Annotated in this window: 18 protein-coding genes; all 18 read left to right on the top strand. The window is 36.1% G+C overall.

What is annotated here, in order from left to right; genetic code table 11:
- Positions 1 to 6 precede the first annotated feature (6 nt).
- The 18 genes from spoIIM to BN990_RS09855 all read left to right on the top strand — a co-directional run bounded on the left by spoIIM (position 7) and on the right by BN990_RS09855 (position 14861).
- Entirely contained in the window at positions 7 to 642 is a 636-nt protein-coding gene (gene spoIIM / locus BN990_RS09770; protein WP_021291197.1) for a stage II sporulation protein M, read from the top strand.
- 111 nt (positions 643 to 753) lie between these two features.
- On the top strand, positions 754 to 1212 hold the full coding sequence (fur, locus tag BN990_RS09775) for a ferric iron uptake transcriptional regulator (RefSeq protein ID WP_021291198.1): 459 nt from the start codon (positions 754 to 756) through the stop codon (positions 1210 to 1212).
- Positions 1213 to 1405: 193 nt separating this feature from the next.
- The gene (locus BN990_RS09780) at positions 1406 to 1612 is read left to right on the top strand and encodes a YqzK family protein (RefSeq protein ID WP_021291199.1); all 207 of its coding nucleotides are present in this window, start codon (positions 1406 to 1408) and stop codon (positions 1610 to 1612) included.
- Positions 1613 to 1616: 4 nt separating this feature from the next.
- Entirely contained in the window at positions 1617 to 2510 is an 894-nt protein-coding gene (gene xerD, locus BN990_RS09785) for a site-specific tyrosine recombinase XerD (protein WP_021291200.1), read from the top strand.
- A gap of 99 nt (positions 2511 to 2609) precedes the next feature.
- Positions 2610 to 3800 (top strand): phosphopentomutase, encoded by a 1191-nt coding sequence (deoB, locus tag BN990_RS09790; protein ID WP_021291201.1) that lies wholly within the window; start codon positions 2610 to 2612, stop codon positions 3798 to 3800.
- Between the two features lie 4 nt (positions 3801 to 3804).
- A complete protein-coding gene (locus tag BN990_RS09795; RefSeq protein WP_021291202.1) occupies positions 3805 to 4629 on the top strand; it encodes a purine-nucleoside phosphorylase in 825 nt (274 codons plus the stop codon).
- A gap of 12 nt (positions 4630 to 4641) precedes the next feature.
- Positions 4642 to 5946, top strand: a complete 1305-nt coding sequence (locus BN990_RS09800) for a pyrimidine-nucleoside phosphorylase (protein ID WP_031335516.1) — start codon at positions 4642 to 4644, stop codon at positions 5944 to 5946.
- A gap of 302 nt (positions 5947 to 6248) precedes the next feature.
- Positions 6249 to 7430: a D-alanyl-D-alanine carboxypeptidase family protein gene (locus BN990_RS09805; protein ID WP_038243851.1), complete on the top strand. Its 1182-nt coding sequence runs from the start codon at positions 6249 to 6251 to the stop codon at positions 7428 to 7430.
- A gap of 107 nt (positions 7431 to 7537) precedes the next feature.
- Positions 7538 to 7891, top strand: a complete 354-nt coding sequence (gene spoIIAA, locus BN990_RS09810) for an anti-sigma F factor antagonist (protein WP_021291205.1) — start codon at positions 7538 to 7540, stop codon at positions 7889 to 7891.
- The gene (spoIIAB, locus tag BN990_RS09815; protein ID WP_021291206.1) at positions 7888 to 8328 is read left to right on the top strand and encodes an anti-sigma F factor; all 441 of its coding nucleotides are present in this window, start codon (positions 7888 to 7890) and stop codon (positions 8326 to 8328) included. The genes spoIIAA and spoIIAB overlap by 4 nt, the downstream gene beginning before the upstream one ends.
- Before the next feature lie 15 nt (positions 8329 to 8343).
- Complete coding sequence (gene sigF / locus BN990_RS09820; RefSeq protein ID WP_021291207.1) at positions 8344 to 9099, top strand: RNA polymerase sporulation sigma factor SigF; 756 nt, start codon at positions 8344 to 8346, stop codon at positions 9097 to 9099.
- 257 nt (positions 9100 to 9356) lie between these two features.
- Complete coding sequence (locus BN990_RS09825; RefSeq protein WP_021291208.1) at positions 9357 to 9974, top strand: stage V sporulation protein AA; 618 nt, start codon at positions 9357 to 9359, stop codon at positions 9972 to 9974.
- Positions 9955 to 10383 carry a stage V sporulation protein AB gene (locus BN990_RS09830; RefSeq protein WP_021291209.1) on the top strand — a complete coding sequence of 143 codons (429 nt, stop codon included), beginning with the start codon at positions 9955 to 9957 and terminating at the stop codon, positions 10381 to 10383. The genes BN990_RS09825 and BN990_RS09830 overlap by 20 nt, the downstream gene beginning before the upstream one ends.
- Positions 10384 to 10399: 16 nt before the next feature.
- Positions 10400 to 11890 (top strand): spore germination protein, encoded by a 1491-nt coding sequence (locus tag BN990_RS09835; protein ID WP_038243866.1) that lies wholly within the window; start codon positions 10400 to 10402, stop codon positions 11888 to 11890.
- A gap of 94 nt (positions 11891 to 11984) precedes the next feature.
- Positions 11985 to 13292: a diaminopimelate decarboxylase gene (gene lysA, locus BN990_RS09840; protein WP_021291211.1), complete on the top strand. Its 1308-nt coding sequence runs from the start codon at positions 11985 to 11987 to the stop codon at positions 13290 to 13292.
- 83 nt (positions 13293 to 13375) lie between these two features.
- Positions 13376 to 13813: a peptidylprolyl isomerase gene (locus tag BN990_RS09845; protein ID WP_021291212.1), complete on the top strand. Its 438-nt coding sequence runs from the start codon at positions 13376 to 13378 to the stop codon at positions 13811 to 13813.
- A gap of 34 nt (positions 13814 to 13847) precedes the next feature.
- On the top strand, positions 13848 to 14309 hold the full coding sequence (locus BN990_RS09850; protein ID WP_021291213.1) for a zinc metalloprotease: 462 nt from the start codon (positions 13848 to 13850) through the stop codon (positions 14307 to 14309).
- Between the two features lie 174 nt (positions 14310 to 14483).
- Positions 14484 to 14861 carry a GNAT family N-acetyltransferase gene (locus BN990_RS09855; RefSeq protein WP_021291214.1) on the top strand — a complete coding sequence of 126 codons (378 nt, stop codon included), beginning with the start codon at positions 14484 to 14486 and terminating at the stop codon, positions 14859 to 14861.
- The last annotated feature ends 26 nt before the right edge of the window (positions 14862 to 14887 follow it).

Below are 14887 nucleotides of genomic sequence, written 5' to 3' on the forward strand. Positions count from 1 at the left end.
ATTCCAATGCATAAAAACAAAACGGTGCTACTCAATCATATAAAGGAACATGCTACGATTTATTTATTTATGGTTATTTTATTTTTAACAGGGATCATCTTTGGAGCAATCCTAGTTAATAGTATGAATTTTGTCCAAAAACAGGATTTATTTTTTTATTTAGAGCGCTTTTTTGGACAAATCGTTGATAATCAAGAGATGGAAAAATTAGCTATTTTTAAGAGCAGTTTTTTATACCATATGAAATATTTATTGCTTATTTTTGTACTTGGTCTATCCGTAATTGGTCTTCCCATTATCTGGATACTTATCTTTATTAAGGGACTTGTAGTTGGTTTTTCTGTAGGATTTATCGTCAATCAGCTAGGCTTTGACGGCTTGCTTCTTTCTGCCTTATCGATTGCACCGCAAAATATATTAATTATACCGATTTACATTATTGCAGGTAGCTTATCCATGATTTTCTCCTTGACGTTATTAAATAAATTATTCACACGAAAAATTGCTCAACCCGTCTTTCAGCCATTTGGAAAATATGTTGTGGTTTTCTCATTGCTCATCGCATTTTCATGTGTAGCTGCAATATTGGAAACCTTTATTGCAAATGAAGCCATGCAGCTCTTAATCCGATCATTTTACTAATAATCAAACTTAAACTATAATTATTATAAATATAAAATAATAATATTTTGTTTTGACACAGTTCATATAGGTGCATATAATAAAGATGGGATATGAGGGAGGGAACCTGCCATGGAACATCGAATTGATCGGATAAAAAAACAGCTCCACTCACAAAGCTATAAATTAACGCCTCAGAGAGAGGCGACTGTACGCGTGTTATTGGAAAGAGAAGATGACCATTTGAGTGCGGAAGACGTGTACTTATTAGTGAAAGAAAAAGCACCAGAAATTGGCTTGGCAACTGTTTATCGTACTTTAGAATTATTATCCGAGTTAAAGATCGTTGATAAAATTAATTTTGGTGATGGTGTATCGCGTTATGATCTGCGAAAAGAAGGAGCCAAACATTTTCATCATCATTTGGTGTGTACAGAATGTGGTTCAGTAGAAGAAATTGAAGATGATCTATTAGAAGATGTAGAACGGATTGTACAAAATGAATGGGGCTTTCAAGTGAAAGACCATCGTTTGACATTTCATGGAATCTGTAAACAATGTCAAACAATTACAGTCAATGCATCTAGCTAATAAGTTGCCTCTATTTTTGTGAGAGAATGTAAACTGTTCATCTTAAAAAAGAAAATCATTTACAAACCTATATAAAAACGGTACATTTTGATTACAGGATTTTTTTCTATAGAATGATAGGAATATGTATATTGTTCTTCTTTTCTGGCATATCTTTTAATAGGATATATTTTGATTAGGGGAGCAAAAGTTCATGAAGAGAATACTGTGGGATATGATAAAAGTATTTATCATCTTTATTGCGTGTACGTTTTTATTTTATTTTGGGTTACGTGTAATGCATACAGAATATGAACAATATCATCGGTATGATCCTCCTGAAGGACCAGCGGTGAAAGTATTTAACGAAGAGCCTAGTTTTTTTGATCGATTGAACTTATTTTTCCGTTTAGGAGAGTAGAACAATGCTCACAGAAAATGCAGAGGATTTTTTCCATTATTTAAAGATTGAAAGAGGTCTATCAGATAATACATTGACTTCATATAAAAGAGATTTAACGCAATATATCCATTATTTGAAAACTGTTGCTCAACAGACGAATTGGGAGCAGGTAACTAGGAAAGATATTACCAGCTTCCTTTATCAATTAAAGGATACAAATAAATCTTCTGCTACAATAGCTAGGCATATAGCCTCTATCCGTTCCTTTCATCACTTTTTATTACGTGAACAGATTGTATCGCATGATGCCAGTCTGCACATTGAAACACCAAAGAAAGAGCGGAAATTACCAGATATATTATCTGTGAAAGAGATAGATCGTTTATTAAATATAACCAAGGATAGTGCGTTACATATTCGAAATAAAGCGATGCTTGAATTACTTTATGCGACAGGGTTACGTGTAAGCGAAATGATTGCATTAAAAATTTCTGATCTTCATCTAACGATGGGTTTTGTTCAGTGTTTTGGAAAAGGAGCAAAAGAACGAATTGTTCCATTGGGGAATGCCGCTATACAGGCAATCGAAAAATATTTGCAGCATGCTCGAGGGAAATTGGTTAAACGACAAACAGATAGCCAAATCCTTTTTGTAAACCAACATGGTAAACCGCTAACAAGACAAGGATTTTGGAAGATCTTGAAGAAATCAGCGTTAGAGGCAAATATAAATAAACCGATTACTCCCCATACACTGAGACACTCCTTTGCAACACACTTGCTAGAGAATGGCGCGGATTTACGTCTAGTTCAAGAAATGCTAGGACATGTAGACATATCTACAACCCAAATTTACACGCATGTGACAAAATCAAGATTAAAAGATATTTACCAAAGCTATCACCCAAGAGCTTAAATTTTTTGATTTTAGTTGTCTGACATCATACAACAAAATGATTTCGTTAACATAGTGAATAGCTTTAATGGGAATATAATATTTAGGAGGTTATATAACATGAAGAAATTTAATCGTGTTTTCCTAATTGTAATGGATTCTGTTGGAATAGGAGAAGCACCTGATGCAGAAGATTTTAATGATAAAGGCGCAGATACATTAGGGCATATTGCTGCGCATATGAAGGGGCTTCGTATGCCGAATATGGCAAGCCTTGGGTTAAGTAATATTAGGAAAATCGCAGGTATCGCTAAAGCGGATGCACCAAAGGCATATTATACAAAAATGCAAGAAGCATCCAATGGAAAGGACACCATGACCGGTCATTGGGAAATTATGGGTTTGCATATTGAACAGCCATTTCGCACTTTTCCAGATGGATTCCCACATGAATTAATTCACCATCTTGAAGAAAGAACAGGGAGAAAAGTGATTGGTAACAAGCCGGCATCTGGAACAGCAATTATCGATGAACTAGGTCCAGAACATATGGAAACAGGAGCATTAATCGTATATACGTCAGCTGACTCTGTCTTGCAAATAGCCGCGCATGAAGAAATAATACCAATTGAAGAGCAGTATCGCATTTGTGAAATTGCCAGAGAATTGACTTTAGATGAAAAGTATATGGTTGGTCGGGTTATTGCTCGTCCTTTTATTGGTAAACCTGGTGAGTTTGAAAGAACATCTAATCGTCATGACTACGCATTAAAACCCTTCGGTAAAACCGTTATGAACGAATTACAGGAGAATGATTTTGATGTTATCGCCTTAGGGAAAATCTCAGATATATATGATGGAGAAGGTGTTACTGAAGCTATACGAACAAAAGATAACGATGATGGTATGACAAAATTAGTGGAATCCATGAAAAAAGATTTTAATGGAATCAGCTTCTTAAATTTAGTTGATTTTGATGCGAAATATGGTCATCGTAGAGATCCACAAGGCTATGGCGAGGCACTAGAAGCATATGATGCCCGTCTACCTGAAGTATTGAAAGAAGTACAGGATGATGATCTATTAATTATTACCGCCGATCATGGAAATGATCCTGTTCACCATGGTACCGATCATACAAGAGAATTCGTACCTTTACTTGTTTATTATAATGGCATATCAAAAGGAGAAGAACTTCCAATTCGTCAAACATTCGCTGATATTGGAGCAACAATTTCAGAAAACTTCGGGGTGGACATGCCAGAGCATGGAGAAAGCTTTCTAAAAAATATTCAACCAAAAGGGGAGTAGTATCATGAATTACAATGCTGTAAAACAAGCAAGTACTTATCTGCAAACGGAATTAGAGGAAAAGCCCGAAATTGGATTAATTTTAGGTTCTGGTTTAGGTGTGCTTGCTGAAGAAATTGAAAATCCAGTAACTATACCTTATAAAGATATACCCGACTTTCCTGAATCAACGGTGGCTGGTCATAAAGGTCAGTTAGTTGCAGGACAATTAAAGGGGAAACAAGTAATAGCAATGCAAGGACGTTTCCATTATTACGAAGGCTATTCCATGAAGCAAATTACGTTCCCGGTACGTGTATTAAAGGAACTTGGTATTGATTCTATTATGGTGACAAATGCAGCAGGTGGGATTAACGAGAATTTCCAAGCAGGAGATCTTATGATCATTACGGACCACATCAATAATATGGGGGACAGTCCGTTAATCGGTAAAAATGATGATCGATTAGGTGTCCGTTTTCCAGATATGTCTAATGTATATGATCAATCGTTGATTGCCCATGCAGAGGAATGTGCGAAGCAAATTCATATAAACGTACAAAAAGGGATTTATGTTGGAAATACTGGACCAGCATATGAAACGCCTGCGGAAGTGCGAATGCTTCGAACTTTAGGCGGTGATGCAGTAGGAATGTCTACTGTACCAGAAGTTATGGTAGCTGGACATGCGGGGATTCGCGTGCTAGGGATTTCCTGTATATCGAATATGGCAGCAGGAATATTAGACCAGCCTCTTACGCATGATGAAGTTATTGAAACCACAGAACAAGTAAAAGAATCGTTCTTAAAGTTTGTAAAACAAGTAATAGAAACACTACCACAAAGATAATAGGTGATAACAATGAGGATGTATGACATTATTGAAAAGAAACGAGACGGTCAAGCATTAACAACAGAGGAAATTAACTATTTTATTAATGGTTATACAAATGGAGAAATTCCTGATTATCAAGTAAGTGCATTATTAATGGCTATTTATTTTCAGGATATGAACAATGAAGAACGTGCTCAAATTACGAAAGCAATGGTTGAGTCAGGGGACCAAATAGACCTTTCTGATATTGCTGGTATTAAAGTGGATAAACATTCAACTGGTGGTGTTGGGGATACGACAACACTTATCCTTGCTCCACTAGTTGCTTCGGTAGGTGTGCCTGTAGCCAAAATGAGTGGTAGAGGATTAGGACACACTGGTGGAACAATTGATAAATTAGAGGCTGTGCCTGGATTCCATGTAGAGATCAACAACAATGAGTTTATTGATCTTGTTAATAAGAATAAAGTGGCAGTTGTTGGACAATCCGGTAATTTAACACCTGCGGATAAAAAATTGTACGGTTTAAGAGATGTTACTGCAACAGTGAATTCTATACCATTAATCGCAAGCTCCATCATGAGTAAGAAAATAGCTTCTGGGGCAGATGCGATCGTATTAGACGTGAAGACTGGTGCAGGGGCATTTATGAAAGAATTAAAAGATGCAAAGGCTTTGGCTGAAGCAATGGTTACCATTGGTAATAAAGTCGGTAGAAATACAATGGCCGTGATATCTGATATGAGTCAACCTTTGGGCAATGCTATCGGCAATGCATTAGAAGTACATGAAGCAATTCAAACATTACAAGGTAATGGGCCAGACGATTTAACAGAGCTTTGTTTAACACTTGGTAGTCAGATGGTTGTGTTAGCGAATAAGGCAGAGACGTTAGAAGAAGCAAGACTGAAATTACAAGATAATCTTAATAACGGGAAAGCACTGGAACAGTTTAAGGTATTTCTTAAATCACAAGGCGGAGATACGACAGTTGTTGATCATCCAGATTCATTACCACAAGCGACATATAAAGTAGAACTGCCAGCAAAAACTTCAGGTTCTGTAGCCAATATCATCGCAGATGATATTGGAACAGCAGCGATGATGTTAGGTGCAGGGAGAGCTACAAAAGAATCGACAATTGATCTAGCAGTTGGTATTGTCCTTCATAAAAAAATTGGTGATACAGTTGATGCTGGTGAGCCTCTGTTAACTATTCATTCGAACTCAGAGGAAGTGGAAGAAGTGAAAGAAAAACTCTATAAAAGTATTTCAATCACGAAAGAGGCAGTTGAAGCACCTACTTTAATTTATGATACAGTGACAAAATAGATTTATCTCATCCAAACGGTTTGAATGGCATTCAAACCGTTTTTTCGTTTATCAAATGCCGGGATGTTAGCCGGTGTTATCTTATCATATAGGAGTATATTTGAAGGAGGAAATGGTTATCCTAATCGTAGATAGTTTACTCACCTGAATAAGTGTAAATTCCCTTTTTATACTACTCAGTTTGCACGGGGGAAAACCTACTTCATGTGAAGGCTTATGATATAGCTTGGACTCATTTCTGGGGAGAGATCCTTATTGAATGAAGTTGCACATTAGTTTCAGTATCTATTGGAGGTAGAAGAATGAAAAAAGGTCTATTAGTTATAACCATTGTTGTCTTTTTAATGTCAAACCTTAGCTTCACTGTATATGGGGAGGAGAACAACCAAGCTGCACCCGATTCAGAAAATCTTGCTGAAAACGCAAAGTCAGCAATCCTTATGGAACGTGATACAGGGAAAGTGATTTTTAATAAAAATGAGCATGAGCAGTTATCTCCCGCTAGCATGACAAAAATAATGACCCTGCTATTAATTATGGAAGCAATTGATGAAGGGAAATTAAAATTAGATGAAACCATTCGTGTGAGTGAACGAGCTGCATCCATGGGGGGATCACAAATATTTTTAGAAGCGGGAGAAGAGATGAGTGTCAATGACTTACTGAAAGGGGTAGCAGTAGCATCAGGGAATGATGCGAGTGTTGCATTAGCAGAAAGAGTTGCTGGAAGTGAAAAATCTTTTGTTAAAAGAATGAACGAAAAAGCAAAGGAACTTAATCTAAAGAATACAAAGTTTCAAAACGCAACTGGACTTCCAGCTGAAGATCATTATAGTACCGCTTACGATATGTCTGTAATGGCAAAAGAACTATTGAAGTATGAGACCATCACTAATTATACCTCCATCTACGAGGATTATTTGCGTAAAGGGGAAGATAATGAGTTTTGGCTTGTTAATACAAACCGATTAGTCAAATTTTACCCTGGAGTCGATGGATTAAAAACGGGGTACACAAATGACGCAAAATATTGTTTAACAGCCACTGCTGAAAAAGAAGATATGCGCGTGATTGCCGTTGTTATGGGCGCTGGTTCTACTAAGGATAGAAATGCTGATGTAACTCAAATGCTTGATTATGCATTCAACCATTTTCAAACCAATAAACTATTTGAAAAAGGGGATAAAATAACAGAGCTAAATATGTTAAAAGCTGAAAACAATCATCTCGATGTGGTGGCTTCCGAGTCGATAAGCACCCTTCATAAAAAGGGAGAATCCATGGATAAAGTTACTACAGAGATTAAACTACATGAAGATTATACCCTCCCTATCTCCAAAGGGGATTCAATCGGAGAATTATTGGTGAAAAATGAAGGTAAAATCATTTCTCGATCCGATTTAACAGTAGAAGAAGATGTTGAAAAAGCATCTTACCTGACATTATTCAAGCGAACCTTGCAAAGAATGGCGAAAAATGAATAATTCATGCTAATTTTTAAGAAAAAGTTCTTCTTTTGTCATGTAGCAGGAAATGACCCAGCGAATCCAGAAAGATTTATATACAGAAATGTAATAAAGGAGGAAAGGCCATGGGTCTTAGTTCAACGTTTGCTATCAAAGAAGAGGTGCTAATTGTTCGGCTTTCAGGCGAATTAGATCATCACGAAGCAGAACAATTACGGAATGAATGGAAAGAAATTATGTACAAAAACGATGTTAAACATGTGCTATTAAATCTTGAAGCAATGACCTTTATGGATAGTTCTGGATTAGGTGTTGTTCTAGGTAGGTATAAAGAAGTATTACAACTAGGCGGAGAAATGGTCGTTTGTTCCATCTCTCCACCAGTTAAACGGTTGTTTGAAATGTCAGGTTTATTTAAAATCGTGCGACTAGAGGAGAATGAGGAATTCGCATTGGAAACCTTGGGGGTGGCATCATGAAAAATGAAATGGCTGTAGCGTTTTCAAGTATCAGTGAAAACGAATCATTTGCTAGAGTTACCGTTGCTGCGTTTGTAAGTCAAGTTGATCCAACAATGGACGAGCTAACGGAAATAAAAACGGTAGTATCGGAAGCCGTTACGAATTCGATTATCCATGGCTATAATAATGAGCCTCATCATCAAGTGTATATTACTTGTACGTTAATAGATGGGGAAGTAGAGCTAACTATAAAGGATGAAGGTATTGGAATCAATGATATTAATGAAGCTCGACAACCCCTCTATACTTCCAAACCTGAACTGGAACGATCTGGTATGGGATTTACAATCATCGAAAACTTTATGGATACGGTTGAGGTCATATCTAATCCAGGAAAAGGAACAACGGTTCACATGACAAAACAACTTACTAATACGAAGACGGTGTGTTCCTAGTGAAGGGTCTTGCCTATGAATGTTAATGTGAAAGGTGATAATAAAAACGAGACGTTAACGGATGAAGAAGTAAAAGTATACATCGAAAAAAGCCAAAAGGGAGATAAAACAGCTAGAGATATATTAGTCGAAAAAAATATCCGTCTCGTTTGGTCCGTTGTGCAACGATTTATTAATAGAGGATATGACCCCGATGATTTATTCCAGATTGGAAGTATTGGATTAATTAAATCAATAGATAAGTTTGATCTATCTTATGATGTTCGCTTTTCAACTTATGCCGTACCGATGATAATCGGTGAAATTCAACGATTTATTAGAGATGATGGGACAGTAAAAGTTAGTAGATCCTTGAAGGAAACTGGTAATCGTATTCGAAAGAAAAAAGATGAGCTGACAAAAAAACTAGGAAGGTCACCAACTGTTAATGAAATTGCCAGTGAATTAGATATTTCACCTGAAGATGTTGTACACGCACAGGAAGCTGGTAAATCACCACAATCCATCCACGAGACAGTGTTCGAGAATGATGGCGATCCAATAACCTTATTGGATCAAATATCTGATCAAGACTCAAAGTGGTTTGAGAAACTTACTTTACAAGAGGCAATTCGAGGCTTAAGCGAAAGAGAAAGATTAATTGTTTACTTGCGATATTATAAGGATCAAACACAATCTGAAGTGGCTGATAGGCTAGGTATCTCTCAAGTTCAAGTTTCTAGATTAGAAAAAAAGATACTGCAAGAGATGAAAATCAATATAGATTCATAAAAATCATCACCTTGGTGATGATTTTTTTCGTTATGTTTGAAGTGGATGGCATTGTCGGTTAATCGGGGTGTGTTTCTGTGGTAATAGTATGAGATTGCTGAGACGAATTTTAGTTATGTCCAGCCCCAATATACTCGAACATGCTGCCAATTGTCTTGTAGGAAAGATTTCTTCGAAACGAAAGTATAGAATTCGTGATAATTAATGGATATTTGGCAAATACTATTTGATACATAAATTGTTTGAGGAGAATCATTATGGCTGAACAAGTTTATTTACGTATGAAAAAGAATATAGAGCTATCTGGATACCAAGAAATCAAATTAAAGGATATTGCTTTTATTTCAACTAACGGAAATGTCAAAAGGAGATTAGAAAACACGCCGATTTATCATGTAACCAAAAAAGATAAAAATATTATCATTATCGATAGCTTTTTGATTATCGATCACTTAATAAAGGATTATGCTGATTTAGAATTTCAATTAATCGGCCCGACGCAGACGATTATTCGGGTACAACCAAAAAAGAAATCCCCTTCTTTATTATTATCGATTGGCGTATGGATTTTATTATTTGTTGGTACTGCTATGACAATTATGAACTTTCATTATGATGTAAGTATGCAAGAAGTACAGCAAAAGATTCATTATTTATTAACAGGTGAAGTAAAAGAGTTTCCACTTTGGATTCAAATACCGTATTCATTTGGACTAGGTGTCGGTATGTTATTGTTTTTTAATCATTGGTTTAATAAACGATTTAACGAAGAACCAAGCCCCTTAGAAGTTGAGATTTATAATTATCAGCAAGACCTAGATAATTATGTCATTCAATACGAGAATAAATTAAACGATGCCAATACTTCTAAGTAACTTCATTGAGGTTATCATTGGTTTTTCTGCAGGTATTGCTGTAGGGGCTGGTTACGTTGCTTTTATCACGGTGCTAGGGATTGTTCCCAGGCTAATCCAATTAAGCAAAACAGAGATGTTTTTAAATATATATACTGCTTGCATTCTGTTCGCGAGTATCTTTGGGACGTATTTATCGTTTACCAATTCAACATGGAATTATTCGGTGATTTTTCTCGCCATTTGGGGATTATTACAGGGAATATTTAATGGCATGCTTGCAGCGGCACTAACAGAAGTATTAAATGTTTTTCCGATTCTTTACAAGCGAATAGGAGTGGACAAACATATGCTTTGGCTGTTGATGGCGATTGTCTTTGGTAAAATAGCTGGTTCATTATTTCAATGGATATACTTTGTTAAACAATGAGAGTGGAGGGATACATATGAAAAAGAAAGAACATGACCAAAAAATCCATGTCTCTCCTAATATTAAAGAAACAGAAAAATATATGGAGAAACGATTGGGCATTGGAGTCTCATTTGATTTGGGATTTCGTGAAGTTGTGTTGTTAAAGCGTAAAGTTCAAGTATATTATGTGACCGGGTTATGTGATTCCATTATTATTCAGGATTTACTTAAAGAACTGGTTAATTTGAATGACCACGAGTCAAACAGCAAAAAACTTCCAGAGATCATTGAAAATCGGCTGCTTCATCAGCAGGTGGAAAAAGTAAAAACAATGGATGAATCAATTGATCAAATGCTGTCAGGTCTCATTGTTCTTTTTGTTGATGGAGAGAAGTATGCATTTATCATCGACGTTAGGAATTATCCAGGCAGGACGCCTGAAGAACCTGATACTGAACGTGTTGTTCGAGGTTCCCGTGATGGGTATACAGAAAATATCATTGAAAATACAGCACTAACTAGAAGAAGGATTCGTGATCCACGTTTACGAAATGAAATGCTAAAGGTTGGTGAGCGATCAAAGACAGACGTATGTCTCAGCTACATTGATGATGTGGCAGATGAAGGTTTAATCAATCTTATTAAAGACAGGGTTGAACAAATTGAAATTGATGGCCTCTCGATGGCTGATAAAACAATTGATGAATTTATTATTAATCGCAAATGGATTCCGTTTCCACTAGTACGATATACTGAAAGGCCCGATGTTGCAGCCAACCATTTATTAGAAGGGCATGTATTAATAACAGTAGATACGTCCCCAAGTGTGATTATTTTACCGACTACTTTATTTCACCATTTACAGCATGCAGAGGAATATCGGCAAACACCAGCAATTGGTACTTTTATACGTTGGATTCGATTTCTAGCTGTTTTCGCTTCGATGTACTTGCTTCCATTATGGTTATTGTTTGTAATGGAACCAAATTTATTGCCAAAAGAATTAGCGTTTATTGGACCAAATGAAGACGGTAATATTTCGATTCCGATCCAAATCATAATGGCAATTGTCGGAATTGAGTTTTTAAGGATGGCTGCTATTCATACACCGACACCCTTATCAACTTCGATGGGGCTTATCGCAGCTGTGCTTATTGGTCAAATTGCAATCGATGTTGGTATGTTTAGTCCAGAAGTAATCTTATATGTGTCCATTAGTGCAGTGGGTACATATGTTACTCCAAGTTATGAGTTGAGTGTTTCGAATAAGATAGTTAATATTTTATTTGTTATTATTACTGGGTTATATGGGCTTTACGGATTTATCGGCATGTTCTTAGTACACCTCTTGGGTTTAGCAAGCTTAAAGTCATTAAGAACTCCTTACCTATGGCCATTTATACCATTTAATCCTAGAGCGATGCTGCATACGTTGGTAAGGATTCCGATGCCATTCACGAATAGTCGTCCGAGTATAGTGCATCCCAAGAATAATTACCGACAGCCTGAAAAAAATAATAACTAAGAGCTACTACTAAGGTTAGCTCTTTTCTTTTGTACAGCAATATGATAAAGTTTTAAAATATAATTGCGAAAGAATTGCTTGGAGGACATATACCATGATAATTGATAACCACCCATTTCAAGTTAATCAGCATGGACATTTGGAAATTGGTGGGGTGGATAGTATAGATCTTGTAAATAAATACGGTACCCCACTTTATGTTTATGATGTACATATTATAAGAGAGAATTGTCGCGCGTTTATTGAGACGTTTAAAGAATTGAATGTACCTGCTAAAGTAGCCTATGCCAGCAAAGCTTTTTCAACGGTAGCTATGTTACAAGTGATGAAACAAGAAGGTATGTGCTTGGATGTTGTCTCTGAAGGTGAGTTATTTACCGCGTTACAGGCGGATTTTCCAACTGAAAACATACACTTACATGGAAATAATAAAAGTATGAATGAATTACGGATGGCAATTGATCATAATATTGGCTGTATTGTGGTAGATAATTTTAGAGAAATAGAGCTTGTCGCTGAATTATTACAAGAACAAGACAAGCAGATGGATGTACTCATGCGTGTTACTCCAGGAATTGAGTCTAAAACACATCAATATATTATGACTGGGAATGAAGATTCTAAGTTTGGCTTTAATCTAACAAACGGACAGGCAGAGCAAGCATTTCAACAATTATTTCAACATTCTCACATACAGTTCAAAGGGTTACATTGTCATATTGGTTCCCAAATCTTTGAAACAGATCGTTTTTTAATTGCTACAGAAGTATTATTTCAAGAGCTTAAAAAATGGAAAGATACGTATCAATTTATTCCAGAAGTATTGAATTTAGGGGGCGGATATGGAATTCGCTATACTTCACAGGACGCACCAATACCATATGCAGTTTACGTTAAGGAACTCGTAAATGAGGTAAAGAAACAGGTGGAAGCATTAGCTATTCCAATGCCAGAAATATGGTTAGAACCTGGCCGAGCTATTGCGGGGAATGCGGGTATTACACTTTATACAGTTGGGGCTATTAAGCAGATCCCAGGAATCAGGAATTATATAGCAGTTGATGGAGGAATGACCGATAATTTAAGGCCTGCATTATATCAGGCAAAATACGAGGCAATCCTTGCAAACAAAGCAAATCAAGCTCCAGATAGTGAAGTCTCAGTAGCAGGCAAGTGTTGTGAATCTGGTGACATGCTAATTTGGGATCTCCCGCTCCCGCAAGTACATTCGAATGATATATTAGCTGTTTTTTCTACAGGAGCCTATGGTTATTCGATGGCTAACCACTATAATCGGATTGCAAAACCTGCGATCGTGTTTATTGAAGATGGTGAGGATAAGTTAGTATTAAAACGGGAAACATATCAGGACATTACGCGGAATGATTTGAGTTATGAATAACGACCGATAGTAACAATTCTTTTCTTCGTTGAAATTAAATGATAAAATAAACGATAGTCTAATAGAAAAAGGTGATTAATAGCATGGCAAAAAAAGGGTATATTTTAATGGAAAATGATAATAAAATTGAATTTGATCTTTTTGAAGAAGCAGCTCCGAATACAGTAGCCAACTTCGAAAAGCTAGCAAATGAAGGTTTTTATAATGGATTGACGTTTCATCGCGTGATCCCTGGGTTTGTTAGTCAAGGTGGATGCCCAGTTGGAAATGGAACGGGTTCAGCGGGTTATACCATCGATTGTGAAACAGAAGGAAATCCACATAAACATCAAGAGGGATCGCTATCAATGGCACATGCCGGAAAAAATACTGGAAGTTGCCAATTTTTCATTGTACATGAATCTCAACCTCATCTAAATGGTGTCCATACCGTATTCGGGCAGGTTACTTCAGGAATTGAATTTGCTAAATCCATGCAAAATGGGGATGTTATGAAAGAAGTAAACATTTATCCTGCATAAGCATGCTTTGTTTTCTTGAAGGATGACGACGTATATGGAATTCGTAAAGCTTGTATATTTATTATTGTTAGTAGCTCCAGTAAGTATATTCATACATGAATTTGGCCATGCTATTGCTGCATGGCTCATTGGAGCAGATCGAATCTACATATCTATTGGGGTTGGAAAAAAAGGAAAAACCGTTATAGTGGGTAAGGTCCACATGATAATTTATCCGTTGTTCTTTTTGGGAGGAGTTGCAACAAGTGAGAGACAACCTTGCTACACTCGTTTAGAAATAATCTTCATTTCCATATTTGGACCATTTGTGAGTGGCGTCGTCGTCATTATCTGTTGGTTTTTCTATCAAATGAATGCTAACTCATTAATTCAGTTATTTTTGCTATTTAATGCTTGGTTATCTATTATTAATCTGATACCATTTCGCTATCAAGGGAAAAGAACAGACGGATATGTCGTTTTTAACTTATTATTAAAGCAAATAAAAGGTAATTGAACCATGTTGTATCTATAAAAAAGCTAAATTTGACAAACTAGATAAAACATGCATAAATATAATTACAAACTCCAAAAGTAGCTAATTTGATAATACATTAAATGATTAAACGAACATCAAATGAATTCAAGCTTTCGATGTATACGTAAGTTATTACGTTAATGAGGGGTATTTATGTTAATTCGCTATAAGAAGAATCAAGAAAAAATCGCAATGGGTTTATTATCTTTTATGCCAGAAGAAAAAGATGTAAAGAAATTGCAACAAACGATAAAAGAATATGAAACGAATCCAGATTGGCATCTATATTTGTGGAAAGAAGAAGATATACTTGGTGCTGTCGGGGTAAAGATAGAAGATGAAATAAATGCTGTTATTCAGCATGTTTCCGTAAATCCTTCTCATCGTAATCTCGGAATTGGCAAAAAAATGGTCAATGAAATTGAGAGGCTTTATCATAACAAATATGCTGTTTGTGCAAGTGATAAAATTCAGCAATTTTATATGAAATGCGATGGTGATTCAAAGGAAGAGAAGGAAAACGATGAATAAAAAGCCAGCCCTCTTAAGGGCCGGCT

This window comes from Virgibacillus salexigens, assembly GCF_000723585.1.
Lineage (GTDB): Bacteria > Bacillota > Bacilli > Bacillales > Amphibacillaceae > Virgibacillus > Virgibacillus salexigens.

Excerpts from the sequence above, each read along its gene's own strand:
- spoIIM (WP_021291197.1), top strand. The coding sequence starts at position 7 with ATGCATAAAAACAAAACGGTGCTACTCAATCATATAAAGGAACATGCT.
- fur (WP_021291198.1), top strand. The coding sequence starts at position 754 with ATGGAACATCGAATTGATCGGATAAAAAAACAGCTCCACTCACAAAGC.
- BN990_RS09780 (WP_021291199.1), top strand. The coding sequence starts at position 1,406 with ATGAAGAGAATACTGTGGGATATGATAAAAGTATTTATCATCTTTATT.
- xerD (WP_021291200.1), top strand. The coding sequence starts at position 1,617 with ATGCTCACAGAAAATGCAGAGGATTTTTTCCATTATTTAAAGATTGAA.
- deoB (WP_021291201.1), top strand. The coding sequence starts at position 2,610 with ATGAAGAAATTTAATCGTGTTTTCCTAATTGTAATGGATTCTGTTGGA.
- BN990_RS09795 (WP_021291202.1), top strand. The coding sequence starts at position 3,805 with ATGAATTACAATGCTGTAAAACAAGCAAGTACTTATCTGCAAACGGAA.
- BN990_RS09800 (WP_031335516.1), top strand. The coding sequence starts at position 4,642 with ATGAGGATGTATGACATTATTGAAAAGAAACGAGACGGTCAAGCATTA.
- BN990_RS09805 (WP_038243851.1), top strand. The coding sequence starts at position 6,249 with ATGAAAAAAGGTCTATTAGTTATAACCATTGTTGTCTTTTTAATGTCA.
- spoIIAA (WP_021291205.1), top strand. The coding sequence starts at position 7,538 with ATGGGTCTTAGTTCAACGTTTGCTATCAAAGAAGAGGTGCTAATTGTT.
- spoIIAB (WP_021291206.1), top strand. The coding sequence starts at position 7,888 with ATGAAAAATGAAATGGCTGTAGCGTTTTCAAGTATCAGTGAAAACGAA.
- sigF (WP_021291207.1), top strand. The coding sequence starts at position 8,344 with ATGAATGTTAATGTGAAAGGTGATAATAAAAACGAGACGTTAACGGAT.
- BN990_RS09825 (WP_021291208.1), top strand. The coding sequence starts at position 9,357 with ATGGCTGAACAAGTTTATTTACGTATGAAAAAGAATATAGAGCTATCT.
- BN990_RS09830 (WP_021291209.1), top strand. The coding sequence starts at position 9,955 with ATGCCAATACTTCTAAGTAACTTCATTGAGGTTATCATTGGTTTTTCT.
- BN990_RS09835 (WP_038243866.1), top strand. The coding sequence starts at position 10,400 with ATGAAAAAGAAAGAACATGACCAAAAAATCCATGTCTCTCCTAATATT.
- lysA (WP_021291211.1), top strand. The coding sequence starts at position 11,985 with ATGATAATTGATAACCACCCATTTCAAGTTAATCAGCATGGACATTTG.
- BN990_RS09845 (WP_021291212.1), top strand. The coding sequence starts at position 13,376 with ATGGCAAAAAAAGGGTATATTTTAATGGAAAATGATAATAAAATTGAA.
- BN990_RS09850 (WP_021291213.1), top strand. The coding sequence starts at position 13,848 with ATGGAATTCGTAAAGCTTGTATATTTATTATTGTTAGTAGCTCCAGTA.
- BN990_RS09855 (WP_021291214.1), top strand. The coding sequence starts at position 14,484 with ATGTTAATTCGCTATAAGAAGAATCAAGAAAAAATCGCAATGGGTTTA.